Origin of the sequence: Allobosea sp. UNC402CLCol (assembly GCF_000745475.1) — a bacterium.
Lineage (GTDB): Bacteria > Pseudomonadota > Alphaproteobacteria > Rhizobiales > Beijerinckiaceae > Allobosea > Allobosea spartocytisi.
Genome location: NZ_JQJJ01000009.1, coordinates 403,335 through 424,440, shown reverse-complemented (window position 1 = coordinate 424,440; position 21,106 = coordinate 403,335). Strand labels below are relative to the sequence as shown.

21 protein-coding genes are annotated in these 21,106 nt (G+C 67.9%); 9 read left to right on the top strand and 12 right to left on the bottom strand.

From position 1 onward, the window contains the following. Positions 1-51: 51 nt before the first annotated feature. Positions 52-549, bottom strand: a complete 498-nt coding sequence (locus tag GY40_RS09280; protein ID WP_038361116.1) for a YcgN family cysteine cluster protein — start codon at positions 547-549, stop codon at positions 52-54. Between the two features lie 242 nt (positions 550-791). Here GY40_RS09280 and GY40_RS09275 point away from each other — a divergent pair, with 242 nt between their 5' ends. Next, positions 792-3,011, top strand: a complete 2,220-nt coding sequence (locus GY40_RS09275; protein ID WP_038361114.1) for a transglycosylase domain-containing protein — start codon at positions 792-794, stop codon at positions 3,009-3,011. A gap of 42 nt (positions 3,012-3,053) precedes the next feature. Here GY40_RS09275 and arr read toward each other — a convergent pair whose 3' ends face one another. Further along, complete coding sequence (arr, locus tag GY40_RS09270; RefSeq protein WP_197062715.1) at positions 3,054-3,482, bottom strand: NAD(+)--rifampin ADP-ribosyltransferase; 429 nt, start codon at positions 3,480-3,482, stop codon at positions 3,054-3,056. Between the two features lie 333 nt (positions 3,483-3,815). On the opposite strand from arr, the gene argC reads away from it, so the two are divergent. The 3 genes from argC (at position 3,816) to GY40_RS09255 (ending at position 6,190) form a co-directional block, all read left to right on the top strand. After that, positions 3,816-4,793 carry an N-acetyl-gamma-glutamyl-phosphate reductase gene (argC, locus tag GY40_RS09265; RefSeq protein ID WP_038362380.1) on the top strand — a complete coding sequence of 326 codons (978 nt, stop codon included), beginning with the start codon at positions 3,816-3,818 and terminating at the stop codon, positions 4,791-4,793. A 159-nt stretch (positions 4,794-4,952) separates the two neighbouring features. After that, positions 4,953-5,528 (top strand): DUF1214 domain-containing protein, encoded by a 576-nt coding sequence (locus GY40_RS09260; RefSeq protein ID WP_038361112.1) that lies wholly within the window; start codon positions 4,953-4,955, stop codon positions 5,526-5,528. Positions 5,529-5,638: 110 nt separating this feature from the next. After that, positions 5,639-6,190: a DUF1254 domain-containing protein gene (locus GY40_RS09255; protein WP_038361111.1), complete on the top strand. Its 552-nt coding sequence runs from the start codon at positions 5,639-5,641 to the stop codon at positions 6,188-6,190. 17 nt (positions 6,191-6,207) lie between these two features. Here the strand turns inward: GY40_RS09255 and GY40_RS09250 are convergent, their stop codons facing one another. Both GY40_RS09250 and GY40_RS09245 read right to left on the bottom strand, forming a co-directional pair. Then, positions 6,208-7,002 (bottom strand): hypothetical protein, encoded by a 795-nt coding sequence (locus tag GY40_RS09250; protein WP_051987714.1) that lies wholly within the window; start codon positions 7,000-7,002, stop codon positions 6,208-6,210. Next, entirely contained in the window at positions 6,999-7,205 is a 207-nt protein-coding gene (locus GY40_RS09245; RefSeq protein WP_038361109.1) for a hypothetical protein, read from the bottom strand. Before GY40_RS09245 ends, GY40_RS09250 begins: the two co-directional genes overlap by 4 nt. A gap of 163 nt (positions 7,206-7,368) precedes the next feature. Here GY40_RS09245 and GY40_RS09240 point away from each other — a divergent pair, with 163 nt between their 5' ends. Continuing rightward, a complete protein-coding gene (locus GY40_RS09240; protein ID WP_038361107.1) occupies positions 7,369-8,508 on the top strand; it encodes a DUF2336 domain-containing protein in 1,140 nt (379 codons plus the stop codon). Positions 8,509-8,609: 101 nt separating this feature from the next. On the opposite strand, the gene GY40_RS09235 is transcribed toward GY40_RS09240, so the two are convergent. Genes GY40_RS09235 through GY40_RS09225 form a run of 3 tightly spaced genes read right to left on the bottom strand, consistent with a single transcriptional unit; the run spans position 8,610 to position 11,397 of the window. Next, a complete protein-coding gene (locus GY40_RS09235; protein ID WP_038361105.1) occupies positions 8,610-8,945 on the bottom strand; it encodes a DUF1491 family protein in 336 nt (111 codons plus the stop codon). Between the two features lie 19 nt (positions 8,946-8,964). Further along, the gene (locus GY40_RS09230; protein WP_038361103.1) at positions 8,965-9,579 is read right to left on the bottom strand and encodes a hypothetical protein; all 615 of its coding nucleotides are present in this window, start codon (positions 9,577-9,579) and stop codon (positions 8,965-8,967) included. Between the two features lie 15 nt (positions 9,580-9,594). Continuing rightward, entirely contained in the window at positions 9,595-11,397 is a 1,803-nt protein-coding gene (locus GY40_RS09225) for a sensor histidine kinase (protein WP_197062714.1), read from the bottom strand. 327 nt (positions 11,398-11,724) lie between these two features. On the opposite strand from GY40_RS09225, the gene GY40_RS09220 reads away from it, so the two are divergent. Then, positions 11,725-11,991: a hypothetical protein gene (locus tag GY40_RS09220; RefSeq protein ID WP_038361101.1), complete on the top strand. Its 267-nt coding sequence runs from the start codon at positions 11,725-11,727 to the stop codon at positions 11,989-11,991. A gap of 77 nt (positions 11,992-12,068) precedes the next feature. Then, entirely contained in the window at positions 12,069-12,494 is a 426-nt protein-coding gene (locus GY40_RS09215) for a SufE family protein (protein ID WP_038361099.1), read from the top strand. A 6-nt stretch (positions 12,495-12,500) separates the two neighbouring features. Here the strand turns inward: GY40_RS09215 and GY40_RS09210 are convergent, their stop codons facing one another. The 3 genes from GY40_RS09210 to GY40_RS09200 all read right to left on the bottom strand — a co-directional run bounded on the left by GY40_RS09210 (position 12,501) and on the right by GY40_RS09200 (position 14,300). Then, positions 12,501-13,298: a DUF6456 domain-containing protein gene (locus GY40_RS09210; RefSeq protein ID WP_038361097.1), complete on the bottom strand. Its 798-nt coding sequence runs from the start codon at positions 13,296-13,298 to the stop codon at positions 12,501-12,503. Further along, positions 13,298-13,663, bottom strand: a complete 366-nt coding sequence (locus GY40_RS09205) for a helix-turn-helix domain-containing protein (protein WP_081925283.1) — start codon at positions 13,661-13,663, stop codon at positions 13,298-13,300. The genes GY40_RS09210 and GY40_RS09205 overlap by 1 nt, the downstream gene beginning before the upstream one ends. 220 nt (positions 13,664-13,883) lie before the next feature. Next, complete coding sequence (locus GY40_RS09200; RefSeq protein ID WP_038361095.1) at positions 13,884-14,300, bottom strand: Ros/MucR family transcriptional regulator; 417 nt, start codon at positions 14,298-14,300, stop codon at positions 13,884-13,886. A gap of 329 nt (positions 14,301-14,629) precedes the next feature. Here GY40_RS09200 and GY40_RS09195 point away from each other — a divergent pair, with 329 nt between their 5' ends. Continuing rightward, complete coding sequence (locus GY40_RS09195) at positions 14,630-16,828, top strand: S9 family peptidase (RefSeq protein WP_051987712.1); 2,199 nt, start codon at positions 14,630-14,632, stop codon at positions 16,826-16,828. 92 nt (positions 16,829-16,920) lie between these two features. On the opposite strand, the gene GY40_RS26540 is transcribed toward GY40_RS09195, so the two are convergent. Continuing rightward, positions 16,921-18,351 (bottom strand): hypothetical protein, encoded by a 1,431-nt coding sequence (locus GY40_RS26540; protein WP_051987711.1) that lies wholly within the window; start codon positions 18,349-18,351, stop codon positions 16,921-16,923. Between the two features lie 236 nt (positions 18,352-18,587). Here GY40_RS26540 and GY40_RS09185 point away from each other — a divergent pair, with 236 nt between their 5' ends. Continuing rightward, a complete protein-coding gene (locus GY40_RS09185; RefSeq protein ID WP_038361093.1) occupies positions 18,588-19,190 on the top strand; it encodes a superoxide dismutase in 603 nt (200 codons plus the stop codon). A 73-nt stretch (positions 19,191-19,263) separates the two neighbouring features. Here the strand turns inward: GY40_RS09185 and GY40_RS09180 are convergent, their stop codons facing one another. Beyond that, positions 19,264-20,949 (bottom strand): methyl-accepting chemotaxis protein, encoded by a 1,686-nt coding sequence (locus tag GY40_RS09180; RefSeq protein WP_185747779.1) that lies wholly within the window; start codon positions 20,947-20,949, stop codon positions 19,264-19,266. Positions 20,950-21,106: the final 157 nt, after the last annotated feature.

Genomic DNA, 21,106 nt, shown 5'->3' with positions numbered 1-21,106 from the left:
ATCAATGAGCAGGTGCAACAAAACGCCCGCAGGCGCGGAAGCACCGACGCTTCATTTCGCGCGTCCGCCGCGGGCGGCCCGGGGCCAGCGCAGCGGCCAGGCGACGATGCGCTCCGTCACCTCGTCCTCCGTCACCTCGTCCTCATTGGCGAAGACACGGCCACGCACCGAGATCCCGGCCGCGACGACCGTCTCGGGGTCGCCGGAGACGAGCGGATGCCACCAGGGCAGATCCCTGCCCTCCGCGACGAGGCGGTAGGCGCAGGTCGGCGGCAGCCAGGGCAGCGTGCGCACATCCTCCGGCGTCAGCGTGACGCAATCGGGGACTTCGCGAGAACGGTTCGGATAGTCGCGGCAGCGGCAGGTGCCCGCGTCGAACAGGCGGCAGCCGATATCGGTGGCGAAGAGGCGGCCGCTATCCTCGTCCTCGAGCTTGACGAGGCAGCAGCGCCCGCAGCCGTCGCAGAGCGACTCCCACTGCTCGCGGTTCATCTCCTCGAGCGGCGTGGTCAGCCAGAACGGCTCGTTTGTCGCGGGCTTCGGCTCCATGGCAGGCTTATGCGCCGATGCGCCGGAAGATGGAAGGGCGGCGCATCGGCGGGCGTCCTTGTCCCAGTCCGGGACAGGCCGGCTGGCCTGCTTCCTGCTGTTAAAAAAGAATTCCGCGCATGCTGCCCTTACCGCCGCGCGGGGCGTGATTATGTGTCTATGACCGGGCACCCTCCTGTTGCCAAGGCGGCGACCGCGGGGCAGGACTGTGTCGGGGGCCATTCGGGAAGCCTGGAACGGCCATGGAGTTCAGGAAGGCAGGCTGGAGGACGCGGCTGAAGCGCTATGCGCTCGCCGTCGATTCATGGCTCGATGCCGGCCTGTGGGGCGCGGGCCGCCGCGTCGGCGAGATCTACGAGCGCATCCGCAGCCAGGCCGACCGCCTGACCGTGACCGGCCCCAGGCGCCTTGCGGCCGAATTCGCCAGCGAGGGGCTGAACATCGGCATCGTCGGCGCGCTCTTCGTCCTGATACTGGCTTTGCCCGCCTTCCGCATCGGCAATGAGGAGGCTTTGAAGAGCCAGGTGCTCGCCGTCACCTTCCTCGACCGCTATGGCAATGCGATCGGCCATCGCGGCGCCCGGCACGACGACTCGCTCAAGCTGGAGGAGATGCCGGACCATCTGCTGAAGGCCGTGATCGCGACCGAGGACCGGCGCTTCTACGACCATTTCGGCATCGACATCATCGGCACCTTCCGGGCGCTGACCGTGAATGCGCGCGCCTCCGGCGTGGTGCAGGGCGGCTCGTCGCTGACGCAGCAGCTCGCCAAGAACCTGTTCCTCTCCAACGAGCGCTCGCTCGACCGCAAGATCAAGGAAGCCTTCCTGGCGCTCTGGCTCGAGGCCCGGCTGAGCAAGAGCGAGATCCTCAAGCTCTATCTCGACCGCGCCTATATGGGCGGCGGCACTTTTGGCGTGGCGGCGGCGGCGGAATACTATTTCGGCAAATCGGTGAAGGACGTCTCGCTGGCGGAAGCCGCCATGCTGGCCGGCCTGTTCAAGGCGCCGACGAAATACGCGCCGCATGTCAACCTGCCCGCCGCCCGCGCACGGGCCAATGACGTGCTCAACGCCATGGTCGATGCCGGCTTCATGACCGCCGGCCAGGTTGACAGCGCCAAGCGCAATCCGGCGACGCCGGTCGACCGCAAGCGCGAATCCAGCCCCGACTACTATCTCGACTGGGCCTTCGACCAGGTGAAGGAGCTGGCCGAGGAGGGCAAGCTCGGCTCCGACCGGGTGCTCACCGTCAAGACGCCGCATGATTCCGCGATCCAGCAACGGGCCGACGAGGCGGTCGAGGCGATCCTGCGCCAGCACGGCCCGACCTATCGCGTGAAGCAGGCGGCGACCGTCGTGATGGACCCGGACGGGGCGGTGCGCGCCATTGTCGGCGGGCGCGACTATGGCGCCAGCCAGTTCAACCGCGCCACGGCGAGCCAGCGCCAGCCCGGCTCCTCCTTCAAGCCCTATGTCTATGCGACGGCGCTCTCGGCCGGGCTCTATCGGCCGAACACCATCGTCACCGACCGGCCTGTCTGCATCGGCAACTGGTGCCCGAAGAATTACGGCGGCTCGTTCTCGGGGTCGATGCCGCTCTATGTGGCGCTGGCGAAGTCGATCAACTCGATCCCGGTGCAGATGTCGATCGCGATCGGCCGTGCCACCGGCGAGACGCATGAGGCGCGCGCCGCCGCCATCGGCCGCAAGAAGATCGTGGCGATGGGCCATGCGATGGGGCTGACGACGCCGCTCACCGACACGGTCTCGCTGCCGATCGGCGCGGCGGAGGTGACGGTGATCGACCAGGCCGCGGGCTACGCCGTCTTCGCCAATGGCGGCAAGCGGGCCAAGCCCTATGCGGCGCTCGACATCCATAACTCGCAGGGCGAGCTGATCTACAATCACGGCCGCGACGAGCCCGAGCCGCAGCAGGTCCTGACGACCCAGGTCGTGCAGGACATGAACTTCATGCTCTCCAAGGTGCCGACCGAGGGCACCGGCCGTCGCGCCGCGCTCGACGGCGTGGTGACGGCCGGCAAGAGCGGCACGACCAACGGCTACAAGGACGCCTGGTATGTCGGCTATTCCGGCAACCTCGTCGAGGCCGTCTGGTTCGGCAACGACGATTCCTCCGAGACCGCCAACCTGACCGGCGGCGCGCTGCCGGCCATGACCTTCAAGGAGATCATGCAGTTCGCCCATCAGGGGCTGGAGCTGAAGCCGATTCCGGGCGTCCCCGTCGACCCCAAGGCCGTTACGGTGGCGAAGGCGAACGGCGCGACGCCGGACCCGCTCGGCGCGGGCATGCCGGGCGCCGGCCATATGCCGCGGCAATCCTTCGAGGTCCTGTCCGCCGTCGGGGCGCTGTTCAAGACGGTCGAGCCTTCGCGCAGCGCCAGCCGCCCGGTCCAGGTCGGCATCCGCGAGGTCTCGGGGCTGGAGACGCGGCTGCGCTGACAGTTGGGCGCTGCCTCGGCACGAGATGCGTGTCGCCACGCATCAGTTGATGATTTCGCCTCGTTCGTTCGAGCGCAGTGCCGTCAGTCGTTCTCTCCACATCTGGAGCGCTTCGGGCGTCAATCTGGTCCAATGCGTGATTTCGCCGGTGACCTTGAGCGGTGCGCTGCTGCGATACGACCGAGTGGGGTTGCCGGGGAATTTCTTGTCGGTCACATTCGGGTCGTTCTCGAATGTCCCGGTCGGCTCTACGATATAAACACGCGGGACGGCACCGCCTTCGGCAAGTTCCGCCGCGATTTCGGCGGCAAGCCCGGCGCCGTCCACAAGGGCCGTGAAGTAGATGTGGTTCATCACCACCTCGGGACGATAGTTCGACCGGTATCCTGCGGTGAGGAAATCACCCACGCGCAGATCCGCGATCGTGCCGTGAAAAAACGGTCCCTCGTCCAGCGCCTCGGTCATCGTCATCGTCCTTATCCTGCGAGCCTGTTTTGGTCCGTGAGCCGAGGGTGCCAACCTCCGCGAACCCACCGTCGAAAACGGATATTCCGCTTGACGATGAATAGGGCTCGCGACAGTGTCCCAGGGCATGTTCAGGAACCAGAACCTTTGTGATCGACGCCGACGCCGCTTCCCCCAAGCGGCGGCTCTTCGGGCTGCGCGTCGATCAGCGTTCTTCCGCATGGTGACGGCCTCATCGTAGGTCCCACCCGCCGAAGCGGCCTCGGCCCGCCTTCCTGAACCCCCGCAGCCCTCGGCTCCGGGGGTTTTCTTTTGCCCGAACTCCAGAAGGACACCACCATGAGCATTCGCGTCGGCATTGTCGGGATCAGCGGTTTCGGCGGCGGCGAAGCGCTGCGCCTGATCGCCAGCCACCCGTCTTTCGAGCTGGTCTACGCCGCAGGCGAAAGCAGTGCCGGCAGCCGTTTGGTGGACCGCTTCCCCGGTGTGCCATCCAAGCTGGCCGAGCTGGTGATCGAGAAGTGGGACCCGGCGACGCTGCCGAAGCTCGATCTGCTGTTCGCGTCATTGCCCACGGGCACCTCGGCCGAGGCCCTGGCGCGCGTCTCCCAGGACGTGAAGATCGTCGATATCGGCGGCGACCACCGCTACCTCGAGGGTTGGGCGTATGGCCTGGCAGACGTCTGGCCGGCTGAGATCAAGGGGCAGACCCGCATTGCCAACCCCGGCTGCTTCCCGGCTGCGACGCTGGCCGCGCTGGCGCCGCTGCTGGCCGACAAGCTGATCGAGCCGGGCAACATCATGATCGACGCCAAGACCGGCATCTCCGGTGCCGGCCGAGGCGGCGCCGACAGCAGGTTCGGCTATGCCGAGAGCAATGAGAACCTAATCCCCTATGGGCTGCTCAAGCACGTCCACATGCCCGAGATGGCCAGGACGATCGAGCGGCTGAGCGGCGGCAGCGCGGCCGGGCTGGTGTTCACGCCGCATCTGGTGCCGATGACCCGCGGCCTCCTCGCCACCATCTACTGTCGCGGCCGCGCCACCACGGCCCAGTGCCTGGACGCGGCCCGGCGCTTCTACGCCGGGCGGGCTTTCGTCCGCGTGACCGAAAAGCCGCCGCAGACCAAATGGGCTACGGGCTCGAACCTCGCATTCGTCAGCTATGCGGCCGATCCGGAGCGCAACCTGGTGATCGCGATGGGCGCGGTCGACAATCTCGGCAAGGGAGCGGCCGGGCAGGCGGTGCAGAATGCGAACCTGATCTGCGGCCTGCCGGAAACCGCGGGGCTGGACGGCGGACCCGTTTGGCCATGATGCGGACGGGCCTCCAAGCCGCGATTCAATCCGCTTTACGAGTCCGCCAGGGGCGCGCAACCCGAAATTCAAACCGAGACAGCGCCGGCGGTTGACGGCCCGGAGCGTCGGGGTTCAACTCCGGCGGGCTGCGATGCGGCACAGGCGCGGAAGGCAAGCGTGCGAATCCTCGATCTCGCCACTATTCTCGGGCTGGGCGCCGGTCTCGGGCTGGTCTCGGCCCATTGGGCGGTCGCCGGCCGGCCGGTGGTGGGCAAGGTCGAGGTCGGCTCCTGGATGGCCTGGCCCGGCAGCGGCAGCCGCGACGTCGATCCCTATATGCGGGCCTATCTGGCGCGCGGCGTCCATCTGCCCATCGGCGCCGGCGAGGGGCTCGAGCTGATCGCCGAGCGCAGCGATGACGGCGCGCCGCTCGAAGGGCGCTGCCGTTATCGCGTCAGCGGCACCATCCCGCCATCGCGGGGCTGGACGCTGGGCGTCACGGACGGCGCGGGCCGCCCGTTCCACCTGCCGCTCGAACGGGTGAGCTTCACCGATTCGGAAATCGTGCGCGGAGAGGATGGCGGGCTGTCGATCACGGCCGCGGCGGCGGCCCAGGCCGGCAACTGGCTGCCGCTGCCGGCGGGCGGACGCTTCCAGCTCCGATTGCGGCTCTACGATACGCCGGTGTCGAGCCAGACCGGGGAGACGCGGGCGGCGAACCTGCCCCGGATCACGCGCATCGACTGCCGATGAGCGCGCTCGATCCCACAGCCGCGCCGCTTCCGGACGAGGCCCGGCCCGGGAAAGCTCCCCGGCCCGCACCGGCGCCCCGGAGCTGGCCCGAGCGGCTGCGCTCCGCAGCCATGCGCCTGGCCCTGACGACGCTCGCGGGGCTCATGCTCGCAGCCATCGTGCACATCGTCACGATTCTCCTGATCCCGGTCCTGTCGCAGCGCGATGCGGCGCATGCCTATCGCAATCTCGGCAGCGAGGGCCATGCCGAGATCGTCCCGCCGGCCGGCAATGCCTCAGGACTGCCGCCCTTGCAGGAGGCCGATCCGAATGCGGTGACCGCCATCTGCGGCTACGATCTCTCGGCCGGGCCGATGCGGGTCGTCGCCCATATCGGGACGCTGCCGCTCGGGCTCACCCTGCACCGCCAGGGCGGCGGCGTGATCTACGCCATCACCGACCGGGCCGCGATCCGCGGCGTGCTGGAATTCCTGGTGATGACGGAGGCGCAATATGACGAGCGCGTCGCCAATGACGAGGAGGGCGAGACGAGCCGCGAACTGCGCGTGGTCTCCGACACCGCACAGGGGCTCATCGTCGCGCGCGTGCTCGCCAAGCGCCCCTCCGACCGGGCGGATGCGGAAGCGCTCGCCACCGGCATCCAGTGCGGCATGGCGAACTGACGAGCGCCGCCCGCCGCTCAGCCCTTGTAGACCACGGGGCGTTTCGTGCCCTCGCCGAAGGCGTCGTTTAGCGGCATCCTGCAGAGCGGGCCGGCCTCGGCCTCCAGCGCCATGATGGCGCGTTCGGCACGGATGGCCTCGCGGGAGGGCATCTCGACCACGAGATTGGCCAGCGCGTAACGATAGCTCCTCAGGCGGAAATCGAGGCGCTCGCAGACCCAGAAGACCAGCCCCTCGTTCTCGACGACGCGCGCCAGGGCCGGGTCCTGCTTCTCGGGTGCGACATCGGGGGAGGATTCGACCGTGCGCATCCGCACCCGGTCCATGCTCACCACCCGCATCGCATTGGCGCGGAACGGGCCGATCAGCAGGCGGTCGGCATTCACATCCTCGCTCATGCGGTTATAGCGCGAGCTCTGCGAGGCGAAGGAGGTCGATGTCAGACCGTGAAAATAGTCGGAGACGTCGTTCGACTGCGCCGCGACCGGCAGGATGCGGGTATGGGCGAGGTTCGACACCTCCCCCTGGAAGATGCTGTGCGGGCTGGCGGGCATGACGAAGCGCCAGGCGCGGTCGCGCATCTGCTCCTCGTCATCGGTCAGGCGGAAGGGCGAGGCCGCCTCGCCCCGGACCGCCGCCGCAAGGAACCCCGCCTCGGGCGCCAGGAGCTGCGACCAGACGGTCGGGCGCGGCCGGCCGAGATCGCCGGTCGTCGCGGTGCAGGCCGAGGCCAGCAGCGCGAGCAGCGCGGCGAAAGCCGTCTTGCCGCCGCGCGGCCGGCGGCGCGTCGTCGCGTCTGCTGAATCCGTCACGCCGGCTGCCTGGCCTTCCTGCGGCCGACGGCCTTGCCCGTCGCCGGGCGGCTGCCGCGCGGCAAGGCGTTGCGTGGGCCGGGCTCGGCAGGGCGCTCGAAGCGCACGCCGGTGAAGAACAGGATTTCGGCGCTCGTCTGCGGGAAGGCGCAGCTCCGCGCCTGCCAGCGCCGCCAGAGCGCGAAGGGGATGACGTCGGCCATGTGCGCCTCCTTGTCCAGCGCCTGCTTACGATCGCGAAAGCCACGGACGACGCGGAGGCCGCTCCCCGTGTCACAGCTCTCAAGACCATCAGGCCCAGACATGGTTAACGTGGCCTTAAGCCATCGGGGATAATCTGCGATCCGACATCGGATTTGCTGCCTCATGACCACCTCCCCCGCCAAGGAACTCGCCGATCTCGCTCGCCTCGCGCGCGAAGGCGGGCTCGATCTCAGCCAGGTCTCGCTGCGTGTCAGAGCCGACCTGCTGCTCTCGGCGCCGCGCCCTCCGCAGGACGACCTCGCGGCCTTTTCCGAGATGGCGACGGCCCTGATTCCCGGCATCGACGAGGCGACGGCGCTCATCCTCGCGCGCAAGCTCTCCGGCTGGCGGCACACACCCGCGCCGGTCCTGCTGGCCTTGCGCGAGCGCGGCGGCACGGTCCTTGCCGAGATGCTGCGGCACGGCCTGCCGCTCACCCCCGCCGAAATCGAAGCGTTGGCGGAGACGGGCGATGACGAGATGCTGTCGGCCCTGAGCGCGCGCCGCGACCTCACCTCCGCCGCGACGCTGATGCTGGTCGAGCGGGATTCCGACGCGCTCGACCTCACCCTCATCGCCAATACCGAAGCCCCCCTGCCCCGCGCCGCCGCCGACATCCTGATCGCGCGCGCCCGCAGCCGCCCGGCCTATCGATCGGGATTGCTCGGCCGGCCGGACCTCTCGAATATCGAGCTCGCCCCGCTCTTCCTGCGCGCCGGCGCGGAGCGGCGGCTCAGCATCCTCGATTCCCTGGCCGCGCATGAGGCGTTGCATCCCGGCGAGCGGCTCTCGCCGCTTCCGGCCGCGGTCCTCGCCGACTGGCTCGCGCTTGCCAGCGAGGACCGGACGCGAGCCTTCAGCGCCATCGCCCGGCATTTCGGCGGCGGCCCGGCGCTCGCCGAGGCGATGGATCGCGACGCGACACGCGAACTCGCGGCGCTGGCCCTGATCGCCAGCGGCACCACCGTCGAGGAGGCGACGCGCTTCCTGATCCGGCTCGGCGACGAGGCCGCGCATTCGGTCGAGCGCATCTTCGCGCTCGTCGCCCTGATGCGTTCGATCAGGCCGGTCATCGCCCGGCGCCTCGTCCAGCAGATCGCCGGGCTCGCGCCACCGGCTCCGCAGCGCCGGGGCCAGCATCAGCCGGCGATGGACCCGAGCGGCACGCCCTCGCGCGCCGGAGCAGGCACCGCCCGGCCGGAAGGCCAGCCCGCCATGTCCGAGGTGCTGGGGCGGATCGGCCCGCAGCGGGAGCGCGGCTAGAGCATTTCCGCGTCTCTCCGAATCGGAGGAATGCTCCATCTCTTTGTTTTATCGCATGTTCTTCACGCGAACCGGTGTCCGCTTCGCGTGAAGAACATGCGCTAGTCGCTCACCAGCTCCAGGCGCGGATCGCCCGCCCGGTTCTCGATCTCGACGAGCCAGAGGTCACCGTCGAAGCGCAATTCGCGCGTGACACGATCCTCGACCGTCAACGGATCGGCGTCGAGCAGGAGCTGGAAGCGACGGACACCGTCGTCGCTGGCGAGCGTCTGCGGCGCCGGGCCATAGAGCACGGCGGTGCCGTCGAGGCGGTCAAGCTTGACGAAGATCGCGCCAGCCTCGGCCGCGCCGCGACGCCGCAGCACGGCGATGAGCCCGTCATGCGCCGCCTGCCGCAGCCAGGCCGAAACCCAGAACTCGCTGGTCAGGCGCGCCATGGGCTGGCGAAGCCGGGCGTCAATTGGAAGCCGTGCGGCGCGGCGCGGCCGCCGAACGCGTGGCGGCGCCGCGGATCTCCGCCGGCGGACGCATATCCGCGCCGTTGATCAGATCGGCGATGGGATCGCGCGGAGCGGGAGCCGCAGCAGCGCGCGGCGCGGGGGCTGCCGCCGGGGCGGGAGCCGGGGCCGGCGTGCGCGCGACATTGGTGACGGCCGCAGGCGGCCGGGGCGCGGCCTCACGCACGGCCGGCTGTGCCTGGGACAGGTCGCTGGGGCGCGACGGCGGCAGGGCCGGGCCCAGCAGCGAAGGAATGTCGGTCGGAGGCGCCGCAGCGGGAGCCGGCGCGGGTTCGGCACGCCGGGCGGCGGGACGCGCCTCCTCGACCGGGCGCGGCGCCGACAGGATCGGATGGGGATGGCGCGCCGTCTGGAACATCAGCGCATTGGCGACGATGGCGAGCGAGACGATGCCGAAAACGAGCAGGATCAGAGCACGGCCCGGCCGCCGGCTCGCCGTCCGGATGAGGCGGGCGAACCATGGGGACGATTTCCGGCGCGCCGGCTGCGCGCGCCGGACCGGAGCGGACAAGGAGGCGCCGGGGCGGGCGCGGGCGGCCATGGTTGCGGACATCTGTTCGGCTCGTTCTCAGGCAGTCAGGCGAAGCGGTTCTTTGGTGTCGATGCCACGGCGCGGCGCCCTGGCGAAGGTCACGATCTTGGCCGGCGGCTCGACCGTCTCGGCGCCGCCGACCGGCAGGCGCACCGAAACGCGCGTGCCCACGCCGGGAGCGCTCTCGATGCTCAGCCGCCCGCCATGCAGGCCGACGAGCCCGCGCACCACGGAAAGCCCGAGGCCGGTGCCTTCATGCGAGCGGTCATAGGAGCCTTTGACCTGGAAGAAGGGATCACCCAATCGCGGCAGATCGGCGGCACAGATGCCGATGCCCGTGTCGGAGACGGAGAGGTCGATCACATCCCCGTCGCGAATAACGGCCAGGGTGACGCGGCCGCCGGCAGGGGTGAACTTGACCGCGTTGGAGAGGAGGTTGAGGACGACCTGCTTGAGCGCGCGCCTGTCGCCCTCGACCTGCGGCAGCGCAGGGCCCAGAACATGCTCGAGCGCGATACCGCCGGTTTCGGCGCGCAACGCCATCAGCGCACAGCAATCCTGCGCCAGCACCCCGAGGTCGAGCGGCTCACGCTCGATCGACATGGCGCCGCTCTCGATTTTCGAGATGTCGAGCAATGTGTTGACGACATCGAGCAGATGGTTGCCCGAGGCATGGACGATCCGCGCATATTCGGCGCGCTTGCCGGCATCGAGGCGCCCCGTCTCGTCCATGCTGAGCATCTCGGAGAAACCGATGATGGCGTTGAGCGGCGTGCGCAATTCATGGCTGACCGTCGCCAGGAAGCGGCCCTTGATGTCGTTGGCCTTGAGCGCCTCGGCATGGCCGCGCTCGCGCTCCTCGTCCAGCACCCGGCGCGCGGTGACGTCGCGCATCACGCAGACGACGGTCGCGCCCTTGCCGGCTTGAGACCCCGCGACCCGATAAGCCTGCATTTCGAGCCAGCGCGAGACCGGCACCCGCCCCGCCCCGCCATCCTCCCGCGGCACGAACAGGGTGCGGAAGCAGGCGCTGACGCCGGCATCGCCATGGGCGGCATCGCTCAGCGCCTTGAGGAACAGCGGACGGTCGGCGATGTGGACACGCTCGAACAGGCCACGGCCCATCAATTCGCGCGGCTCGGCTCCCGCGAGCTGGCGCGCCGCGGCATTGGCGAAGACGACGGCACCGTCCACGTCATGCCAGGTCACGAGATCGCCGACATGGTCGAGCAGCGCCCGGGCGCGCTCGTCGGACGCCTTGTATTCGCGCAATTCCGTATCGCGCCGACGCAGCATGATCGCGGTGACGACGAGCGCCTGCACCAGTGCCCCGATGACGAGAAGCGGCATCGCCTGCTGCGTCCAGGCCGCGGGAGCGGCGAAGGCGCCGAGCTGGTCGGCGACGACCATGGCCAGCAGCGCGGTCACCGCCACCATCCCGGCGCGAAACACGTATTTCCGGCCGCCGAGACTGGCGGCCTCCACCGGCAGGATGGCGAGCCCGGCGAGGAGCGGCGAGCGCGCGCCGCCGGTCGCAGCCGCGAGCGTCACGATGAACAGGGACAGTGCAGCCGCCGAGACGGCATGGGCGATGTCGAGCCGCCCGCTGCGGGAGAGAATGAAGACGGCCAGGAGCGGCAGCGCCGCTGCCACGACGATCGCGGCCTCGAAGGTGCCAAGCGTTCCGCGCCAGGCGAGATAGGCAGGCGCAAGACCAAGGGCACCGGCGCCGACGAGCAGCCGCGACAGGATGAAGCGCTCGTGGCGCCCCCTCTCGCAGGTGTCCGACCGCGCCGATGCATGCACCAGTGCCGCCGCCTGTGTCCTGAGTGCTGCCATCACCATCCGAAACGCAACGCCTAACTCGTGCGGACCGACATGCCCGCTTGCCGCTATCTCGCCATGGCGGGTTTAAGCGGGGCTTAAGGCGATCGCCCGACAAGACGCCCCACAGGCGGCCAATTTCAAGTTTATATAAATTCGGCAGATAGTTACGCTTGTTTCGGCGGCTTTCTCATGTGGCATGAAGGTTCAAAGCAGGGTGAACGGAACCTGAAGATCACCATCCGCATTCGACTCGCATTTGAGCGTTTGGAATGACGCGATTTTTCCGGATCCCCGGCTAGGGTCAGCGTCGCGGTCGCAAGAACCGCAACGGAGATCGAGATGGCTTACTTCCTGCGCAAGGTCGCGATCATCGGCCTGATCGCGATCAACTCCCCGGTCCATGGCGGCAAGCCGGCCGAGGTGGAGCTGCCCCAGGCCGTGCGGCAGGTCGTGAGCGCGGTCCAGGCCGAGCCGCGCGTGGCGGCCGGCAGCCTCACAGCGGCCCGCGAGGCGGCCCAGATCCTGGCGGGACTCGATCCGGAGACGCGTGGGCGTATCATCAACGCCGCGGCATCGGCTGCAACCGGTCGCTCCGCCCCGCGTTGAATGCTTGACGAAAGCCCGCAAGGCGCGGGAAGAGAGCGCGCCGGCTCTGGATGGATCGGAGGTCGGCAAGGCAGGACATGACCACCACTCTCGACGAGATCGTCGCCAATTTCGAGCTGCTCGACGAATGGGACGACCGCTACCGCTACCTGATCGAGCTCGGCAAGAGCCTCGAGCCGCTGCCCGAGGACGCGCATAACGACACCAACAAGGTGCGCGGCTGCGCCAGCCAGGTCTGGCTCGACCTGCGTCGCGAAGGCGGGCCCGGCCCGCAGACGCGCCTGTTCTTCCGCGGCGACAGCGACGCCCATATCGTGCGCGGTCTCGTCGCGCTGGCGCTCGCCATCTTCTCGGGCCGGAAGGCGGAGGAGATCCTCGCGACCGACGCCTTCGCGATCTACGAGAAGCTTGGCCTCGCCGCGCATCTCACGCCGCAGCGCTCGAACGGCGTGCGCGCCATGATCGAGCGCATCAAGAGCGACGCCCGCGCCACGGCAGCGTGAAACGGCTCAGCGCCCGGCCACAGGCGGGATGTCCGGCCGGGCATCCGGCGCCTGCCAGGCGGTAAGACCGGACGGCTTGCCGCCGCGATCCATGCCGTAATGCGAGGCCAGCGTCGCAAGCGCGACGCGCAGCACGACCTTGGCCGAGCGTGCCGGCCAGTGCCGTTCGCGCTCGACTAGATCGAGCCCCTTCAGGAAGCCGCAGACGTCGATGGCGAGGCCGGACAGCGCAGGCCCCAGCCGCTCGCAGGCATGCCGGACGCGCTGGCGGGCCGCGATGGCCACATCGGACGCGCCGGCGGGATCGCGCGGGCCGGGGCTACGCTCATCCGGGGTCAGCGCCGCATCCCAGTTCATGGTCGTGCGCGGCAGCATCTGCGCGCGCGTGAAATCGGCCCGGAAGCGCTCGCCGGCGGCGAATTCCTCGTCGCTGATCTGCGGCTTGCCGTCCTTGCCGGGCCGCCGCCTCAGCCAGAGCAAGGGGCTTTCGCGCTCGTCGATCCGGACCTCCGGCGCCTGCGCTGCGTCGGATGACGGGGCGGCGGGAAGGCCTTGCCCGGAAGACGCCTCCTTCAGCGTAAGGCGGGCGCCCCTGCCCTCGCCCGCCCAGGCGATCAACCCCTCGGCCATGAGCGCCGCCGCCGCTTCCGCCGCGACATAGCCTGCGCCAAGGCTCGCGCCGTTCCGCTCGCGATAGAGCGCGATCCGGCCGCAGCCGAGCGGAGAGACGATGCCATAGGCATTCGGCTCGCGCAGATGGCGCAGGAGCCGCTCGCGATCACGCCGGTCGATCTCGTTCGTCATCACAGAATCTCCCTCGGATGGGCCGACAGGCTGGCACTGGCGGCAAGGAGGGCCGCTTCGAGTGCGTTCAGGCCGAATTCCGTCCCCGGATCGTCGCGGCTGTCCTCCACCAAGGCGCAGGCATGGCGCACCGTGGTCCGGTCCCGTCCGAAACAGGCGCCGACGCGGGTGAGGCTCAGTCCGAAGGCGACATGGGCCAGATACATCGCCCGCTGGCGCGCCCGGGCGACCGGCCGCCGGCCGCGATTGAAGGCCCTGAGCTTCCCGGGAGCGATCTTCGCCGCAGCCGCGACGGTGGCCTCGGCCAGTCTGGCGCCGGCAGCCTCCTGCAAGATCATGTCAGGGCCGGCCTTGATATTGTTCATGTTATGTTCCCATTCTCCGATTGCGCGAGCGACGGCGCGAGATCCGGGTAATAGGATTATATTCTTATATTCGCCTTGGCAAGCCTGCGCGCTCGGTTATCCCCGCGAACGGCGGCAAGAAGCGACCAGTAAGAAACGACCGGCACGAAACGATCGGCATGAAAAAAGCCGCCGGAAATCCGGCGGCTTCTGTCGATGAAATTCTGCTTCGTCCCGCGTCTCAGCGACGCTTGCGACGCTGCTGGCCCAGGCCCATCTTCTTCGCGAGCTGCGAGCGAGCCTCGGCGTAGTTCGGAGCGACCATCGGGTAGTCGGGCGGCAGGCCCCACTTCTCGCGATACTGCTCCGGCGACATGTTGTACTGCGTGCGCAGATGGCGCTTCAGCGACTTGAATTTCTTGCCGTCCTCGAGGCAGACCAGGAAATCGGCAGTAATCGACTTCTTGACCGGGATCGCCGGCTTCGGCGCCTCGACCGGAAGCACCGGAGCCACACCGCCGATGACGCGGCTGAGCGCCGAATGGACTTCGCTGATCAGCGCCGGCAAGTCGGACGCAGGAACTGAATTGTTGGAGACATAGGCAGAAACGATGTCTGCCGTCAGTTCGATGAAGTCCGCTCCCTCGTGATCGGCCATAGCTATGTCGCTCCTTATCGTTCTTAACGTGGACTTTGGCGATCGCCCGTCTTTGAAAGCCCCACCTGGTGGCCATCCTTGCCAATAGTGGCGGGCACTACCGGAAACAGAATCATCGACCCGATCGATCGAGATCAGCCTGTAATGGATACTGGCTATTCACGCAAGAGAACAATTCAATCGAACAGGAATATCTTGATCCAATATTCGGCAGCGCAAATGACTGCGATTTCCAATGCACGCAAAGGTATACCTACCGACAAGAAGTGCGTCTTGTCACCGTAGCAGCGGGGCTCTACCTCTCGGGCGCCCGTCATGGAGAACCGCTCATGCGTCCTGCCCCCGGCCTTCGAGATCAGAGCGGCGTATCGCGCCGATCCCGCCGCCTGCCGGCGCCGCCCAAAGCGGAGATCAGGACGAAGGAAAGCACCGTCCACGGCGTGCTGTTGCGCGATGATTACGACTGGCTGCGAGCCCCGAACTGGAAGGATGTGCTCCGCAACCCCGAAGTGCTGCCCGCCGATATCCGCGACTATCTCGAAGCAGAGAATGTCTATTGCAAGGCGTTGATGGCCTCGACCCGCGACCTGCAGCGCGAACTCGTCAAGGAAATGCGCGGCCGGATCAAGGAAGACGATTCCAGCGTTCCACAGCCGGACGGCGCCTGGCTCTACTATTCACGCTATCGCAAGGGAGCCGAGCATCCATTGATCTGCCGCCGCCCGCGGGAAGGTCACGGCAAGGACAAGGGCAAAGACAAAGGCAAGAGCCGCGAGCAGATCATGCTCGACGCCGATGCCCTGGCCGAAGGCAAGGACTTCTTCGACCTCGGCGACGCCGTCCATAGTCCCGACCATCGGCTGCTTGCCTGGAGCGCGGACGAGGCCGGCTCGGAACTGCATGGAATCCGCGTCCGCGATCTCGAAACGGGCGAGGACCTGCCCGACCAGGTCAACGACGCCACGGGCGACATCGTCTGGGCGAGCGATTCCCGTTCGTTCTTCTACGTCGCCGTTGATGCCGATCACCGCCCGTCGCGGGTGCTGCGGCATCGTCTGGGCACGGCGGCCGAGACGGATGAGCTGCTGCATGACGAGAGCGATGCCGGCATGTTCGTCGACATCGACAAGACCCAGTCCGGCCGCTTCCTGCTGATCTCGATCAGCGATCACGAAACCTCGGAGATCCGTTTGCTCGATCTGGCTTCGCCCGAAGCGAAGCTCAGCCTCGTCGCCGCGCGCCTGCCCGGCCGGCAATACAGCGTCGAGCACCATGGCGACGACTTCGTGATCCTGACCAATGCCGAGGGGGCGGAAGACTTCAAGATCGTGACGGCCCCGCTCGCCAACCCCGATCCGGCAGGGTGGCGCGATCTCATTCCCCATCGGCAGGGCCGGCTCATCCTCGACCATGTCTGCCTCGAGGGCAGGCTGATCCGGCTGGAGCGCGAGGAAGGGCTGCCGCGCATCGTGATCCGCAACTTCGCAGATGGTGCCGAGAGCAGCATCGCCTTCGACGAGGAGGCCTATGGGCTCGGCATGGATGCCGGCTACGAGTTCGACACGAATACGCTGCGTTTCATCTATGCCTCGATGGCGCGGCCTGCCGAAACCTATGACTACGATCTCGCAACCGGCGAGCGGACCCTGCTGAAGCGGCAGGAGGTGCCGTCGGGCCACAACCCGGCCGACTACAAGGTGCGGCGCATCTTCGCGACGGCAGAGGATGGCGAGCGGGTGCCGATCTCGATCCTGCATCGTGCCGATCTGAAGCTCGACGGCAATGCGCCCTGCCTGCTCTACGGCTACGGCTCCTACGGCTCGGCGATGTCCGCCTCGTTCCGGACGCGGCCGCTCAGCCTGGTCGATCGCGGCTTCGTCTATGCCATCGCCCATGTCCGCGGCGGCACGGACAAGGGCTGGCGCTGGTATCTCGACGGCAAGCGCGAGAAGAAGCGCAATACCTTCACCGACTTCATCGCCGCCGGGGAAGCGCTGGCGGAGGCCGGCTTCACCCGTCGCGGGCGCATCGTCGCCGAGGGCGGCAGCGCCGGCGGCATGCTGATGGGCGCAGTCGCCAACATGGCGCCGGCGCTTTTCGCCGGCATCGTCGCGGAGGTGCCCTTCGTCGACGTGCTCAACACCATCCTCGACGACAGCCTGCCGCTGACGCCGCCGGAATGGCCGGAATGGGGCGATCCGATCCGGGACGTCAAAGCCTTCGAGACGATCCGCAGCTACTCGCCCTATGACAACGTCACCGCGCAGGACTATCCACCGATCCTGGCGATGGGCGGCCTCACCGATCCGCGCGTGACCTATTGGGAGCCGGCGAAATGGGTGGCGCGGCTGCGCGCGACCATGACCGGCGGCGGGCCGATCCTGCTCCACACCAATATGGAGGCGGGGCATGGCGGCGCGGCCGGGCGCTTCGATTCGCTGAAGGAAACGGCGCTGGCCTATGCCTTCGCCATCAAGGCCGTCGGCGAAGGCTGGCCCGAGAACCTCCCGCGTCATGCTCGGGCTTGACCCGGGCATCTCGCGCTCGATGAGGCGAAAGAGCCGCCATGTCATCAGATTCTCGGGTCAAGCCCGAGAATGACGGCGGCGCTCGCGGATGCTCAAACGCCGAGCCGGCTCTTCTCGCTGGCGAGGTAGACCTTGAGTTCGTCCATCGAGGCGAAGCTGTATTCACCGTCGGGCGTGCGCGCGCGGATCGAACCGTCGGCATAGATGGTGAAGTGGGCTTCGCCGACCTGATAGGCGCCGACGACACCCTCTTCGGAGGCGGCAGGTTCGGGCGCTGCCGGCTCGGACGAGACAGCGGGAGAGCTTTCGCCCGCAGGCACCTCTTCATCGGCCGGCTTCGATGGCGCTTCCGCGACCTCTTCGGAGGGCACAGGCGCTTCCGGAGCCGCATCCATCCCGACGGGCTCGGGAGAAAGCTTCGCCGGCTGCTCGGCTTCATTCGCAGGCGACACACCGAAAGCATGGGGCCCGGTACGCGGCGGCCAGATCGGCGCGACCGGCATGGGCTTTTGAGTCTCTTCAACCTCGGCCGAAGGCTGCTCAGTGTCGAAACGGGGCTCCTGGCGCTTGGCGCCGGGCTTCATCCAGGTTTCGGCTTCCGCGAAGGGATCGTCCAGTGCGAAGGACGGCTCGACACGCCCGGCCGGCCGGCGCAGGTCGCCGAGTTCGGTGGTCAGGCTTTCCCGCAGCATCGCGAACTCGTCACGCGCGGTGTCTTCCTCATCGGCGGGAGCCTGATCCGTGACGGCGGCGACGGGATGTTCGGGCGGAAGCTCGTCGATCTCCGCCTTCTCGACCGCCGCCTCGGCCTGCTCGTCGCTGTGCGCCAGGGCCTCGTCCTCGCTCAGCGGCTGGATATGGGCCGCAACGATCTCAGCCGGCTCGTGGCTCTCATCCTCGACGGCGATCGGATGCTCCGCCTCGGTCGGCTCGATGTCCGCCGCAACCTTCGCGAACATGTCCGGCACGGAATCATCGCGCTCCGGCGCCGGCACCTCATCCTGCTTTTCCTCTTCCTCTTTCGGCGCGGCAGCAAGATGGTCGGCGACCAGCGTGCCGAACAGGTCCCGCTCCACCGCTCCGGTGGTCGATGGGCTGGCCTCCGACGTCTCCGCGACGACGGCGGCCGCGGCGGCCGCAGCACCCGCACCCAGCACGGCGGGCACGATCGGAGACGAGGCGGGCGGCGCATTCGCCGGCGCCATGGGCAAGACGACCGGAAAAGCGGCTTCCGCAGGAGCCGCAACGGAGACGCGGGCCTCGGCGGCTTCCGCCAGCTCCGTCCTGATCGCCTTGAGCTGTTTCAGGACCCAGGCCAGCGCCAGCAGGATGAGGCCTGCCGTCATGGCGATCGAGCCGATGATGACCTGGGTGAAGCCCCGCTCCAGCACCAGATAGGGCCAGCCATCATAGACGGCATAGGCACCGCCGCCGAAGAGCCCGAGGCCGAGGAGAGTAAAAATCGCGATCAATTCGGCTTCCTTGACGCTGGGCCTGCCCGGCTCGTGGACGGGCGGGAACATGCCAATATCTAACGTATTGAATAAGAGAGAGTTTCCAATCGACCTGGCTTAAGGAGAGGAATCTGGCCCCATTGTGGCCGCCTGTCGAGAGGACATGGGTTTTTCGCAGGTTTGGCGGTTGTCGAGCCGCGCGCGGCGGCTTAACTAACGCGTGGAGCGGCAGGGTTGTCATGGCCCCGCCTCCGAATGGCAAGCCATTCTGATTCAAGCGATTTCACAGCCCAAGGAGAGGCCCAATGACCTTTACCCTTCCCGATCTCCCCTATGCTCATGACGCACTTCAGCCCTTCATGTCGAAGGAGACGCTGGAGTACCACCACGACAAGCACCACCTCGCCTATGTCAACAACGGCAACAACGCGATCAAGGGTACGGAATTCGAGGGCAAGTCGCTCGAGGAGATCGTCAAGGGCTCCTACGGCAAGAATGCCGCGGTCTTCAACAATGCCGGCCAGCACTACAACCACCTCCATTTCTGGAAGTGGATGAAGCCGAGTGGCGGCGGCAAGATCCCGGGCGCGCTGGAGAAGGCGATCGTCGACAGCTTCGGCTCGGTCGACAAGTTCAAGGAAGACTTCATCGCCGCCGGCGTCGGCCAGTTCGGCTCGGGCTGGGCCTGGCTCGAGGTCAAGGGCGGCAAGCTCGCCATCAGCAAGACCCCGAACGGCGAGAACCCGCTGGTCCATGGCGGCACGCCGATCCTCGGCGTCGACGTGTGGGAGCACTCCTACTACATCGATTACCGCAACCGGCGTCCCGACTATCTCAAGGCCTTCCTCGAAAGCCTGGTGAACTGGGAATACGTCGCCGAGCTCCATGGCGCAGCCGCCAAGGGCTGATCCCGGCGATCAGGAACCGGAAAAGCAAACGGGGCCTCGCGGCCCCGTTTTTGTTTGCCGCTCCGCGACCGCTTCAGGCGGCGACGTTGCGCAGGAACTGGTCCACGGTCGAATCGAGCCTCTGGGCCTGCGTCGCCACCTCGCCGGCCGCGCCGCGGACCTGCTCGGCCGAACGGCCGGTCTCCTCAACGCTGTCGGCAAGCACACTCAGGTCGCTCGAGACAGACAGGGCCGAAGAGCTCGCCATGGCGACGCCGCTGGCGATCTCGCCGGTCGCGAGCGCCTGCTGCTCGATCGAGGCCGCGACCGAGTTGGCGAAGGTTTCGATGGCATTCATCCGCTCGGCGATGTTCTGGATCGCGCCGACGACCTGCCCTGTCGCTCCCTGAATCGCGGCGACCTGGGAGACGATGCGGTCGGTTGCATCGGCGGTCTGGGCCGCGAGCGACTTGACCTCGGAGGCCACCACCGCGAAGCCGCGCCCGGCCTCGCCGGCCCGCGCCGCCTCGATGGTCGCATTGAGCGCGAGCAGGTTGGTCTGCGCGGCGATGTCGCGAATGAGGTTGACCACCTCGCCGATGGCGCGCGCCGTCTCGTCCAGCGCCTCGACCGAGCCGGCGGTGTTGCGCGAGGCCGAGGCCGCCTCGACGATCTCGGTGCGGACGCGCCGAACCTGGAACTCGACCTCGCGGATCGCGGCGCCCATTTCCTCGGCCGCCTGCGCGGCGCTCTCGACGTTTCCAGAGGCACCATGCGCGTTGTCGGCAGCGCGCGCAGCACGCTCGGAGGATTCGGCGGCGACGCGCGCCAGCCCGTCGGAGGCCTCCTGCATGCGATCGGCGTTGCTCTTGAAGGCTTCGAGCGCGAGGCCGACCTCGCTGCGGAACATCGCGATCGCACCGTCGACGTTCTGCTGCCGGGCCCTGCGCTCGGTCTCGGAGAGAGTCTGCTTCTCTTCCAGCGCCGCGCGCTCAGCCAGCCTGATCTTCAGCACGCCGAGGGCGCGCGCGATCGCGCCGATCTCGTCGCCACGATCCTGAGCGTCGATCGGCGTGTCGAGATCGCCGTCCGAGATGCTGACGATGGCATTGGTCATGCCACGCAGCGGGCGCATCGTGCGCGACAGCGAGAACCAGAGCAGCGGCCCGAGCACGATCAGGACGGCGAGCCCCAGGCCGATGATGACGAACTGCTCCCAGGTCGCGCGTGCAACCAGCCTGGTCTTGTCGAAGCGCACCGCGACATAGCCGATCTGCCTGTCGACCACGCGCACGGGCTGGATCTTGGTGACGCTGACATCGTCCTCGATCTCGACCGAAGGAACCGACAGAAGCTTGCGCCAGGGCTCCTCTCCGACCGCGCTCGTCAGCCAGCGGGGCGTCAGGGACAGGCGCGCCTCCTCGGTCCGTCCGGCGGAAGCGAGCGAGACCAGATCGTCGGCGACGATGGCGGCATCGAAATCAGGGTCGCGCCGCAGCGATTCGAGGATGTAGCCCAGGGTGAGGTTGTCGCGCGACAGGATCAGCGACGGCGCCGCATTGGCGACCATCAGCGTCAGCGCGGTCGCCTTCTGGTCGAGATCGGAGCGGGTGCGGCTGTCATTGTAGCGCGCCACAGCCATGACCACGAAGATGATCGCCACGGCCACGATGACCACGGCCGCGAGCGCGATCTGCCGGCTCAGCGAGCCGAAGCCCTTCATCCCACCCTGCGCCTGCGTTTCCTCAGCCGCCTCGGCCGCCCGCGTCAACCCCGTCATCGAGCGACTGCCCTTTAAAACCCGGCGCGATCCATCGACGGACGGCGCCCCCATCCACCGCGAGGACACTGACCTAAGCCGGTAAACAAATCGCTTGCGGCGGCGGCCGGAAGCCGGCCCTAGAGCATCGACTTTTCCCGAAAACCGCGGTCCAGTT

Bases quoted from the DNA above. Each gene is read 5' to 3' on its own strand.
- GY40_RS09255 (WP_038361111.1), top strand. From the start codon at position 5,639: ATGCGCCTGGCCCTGACGACGCTCGCGGGGCTCATGCTCGCAGCCATC.
- GY40_RS09280 (WP_038361116.1), bottom strand. From the start codon at position 549: ATGGAGCCGAAGCCCGCGACAAACGAGCCGTTCTGGCTGACCACGCCG.
- argC (WP_038362380.1), top strand. From the start codon at position 3,816: ATGAGCATTCGCGTCGGCATTGTCGGGATCAGCGGTTTCGGCGGCGGC.
- GY40_RS26540 (WP_051987711.1), bottom strand. From the start codon at position 18,351: ATGTTCCCGCCCGTCCACGAGCCGGGCAGGCCCAGCGTCAAGGAAGCC.
- GY40_RS09185 (WP_038361093.1), top strand. From the start codon at position 18,588: ATGACCTTTACCCTTCCCGATCTCCCCTATGCTCATGACGCACTTCAG.
- GY40_RS09235 (WP_038361105.1), bottom strand. From the start codon at position 8,945: ATGGCGCGCCTGACCAGCGAGTTCTGGGTTTCGGCCTGGCTGCGGCAG.
- GY40_RS09245 (WP_038361109.1), bottom strand. From the start codon at position 7,205: ATGGCCGACGTCATCCCCTTCGCGCTCTGGCGGCGCTGGCAGGCGCGG.
- GY40_RS09240 (WP_038361107.1), top strand. From the start codon at position 7,369: ATGACCACCTCCCCCGCCAAGGAACTCGCCGATCTCGCTCGCCTCGCG.
- GY40_RS09225 (WP_197062714.1), bottom strand. From the start codon at position 11,397: ATGGCAGCACTCAGGACACAGGCGGCGGCACTGGTGCATGCATCGGCG.
- GY40_RS09275 (WP_038361114.1), top strand. From the start codon at position 792: ATGGAGTTCAGGAAGGCAGGCTGGAGGACGCGGCTGAAGCGCTATGCG.
- GY40_RS09230 (WP_038361103.1), bottom strand. From the start codon at position 9,579: ATGTCCGCAACCATGGCCGCCCGCGCCCGCCCCGGCGCCTCCTTGTCC.
- GY40_RS09195 (WP_051987712.1), top strand. From the start codon at position 14,630: ATGCGTCCTGCCCCCGGCCTTCGAGATCAGAGCGGCGTATCGCGCCGA.
- GY40_RS09205 (WP_081925283.1), bottom strand. From the start codon at position 13,663: ATGAACAATATCAAGGCCGGCCCTGACATGATCTTGCAGGAGGCTGCC.
- GY40_RS09210 (WP_038361097.1), bottom strand. From the start codon at position 13,298: ATGACGAACGAGATCGACCGGCGTGATCGCGAGCGGCTCCTGCGCCAT.
- GY40_RS09180 (WP_185747779.1), bottom strand. From the start codon at position 20,949: ATGACGGGGTTGACGCGGGCGGCCGAGGCGGCTGAGGAAACGCAGGCG.
- arr (WP_197062715.1), bottom strand. From the start codon at position 3,482: ATGACGATGACCGAGGCGCTGGACGAGGGACCGTTTTTTCACGGCACG.
- GY40_RS09220 (WP_038361101.1), top strand. From the start codon at position 11,725: ATGGCTTACTTCCTGCGCAAGGTCGCGATCATCGGCCTGATCGCGATC.
- GY40_RS09215 (WP_038361099.1), top strand. From the start codon at position 12,069: ATGACCACCACTCTCGACGAGATCGTCGCCAATTTCGAGCTGCTCGAC.
- GY40_RS09200 (WP_038361095.1), bottom strand. From the start codon at position 14,300: ATGGCCGATCACGAGGGAGCGGACTTCATCGAACTGACGGCAGACATC.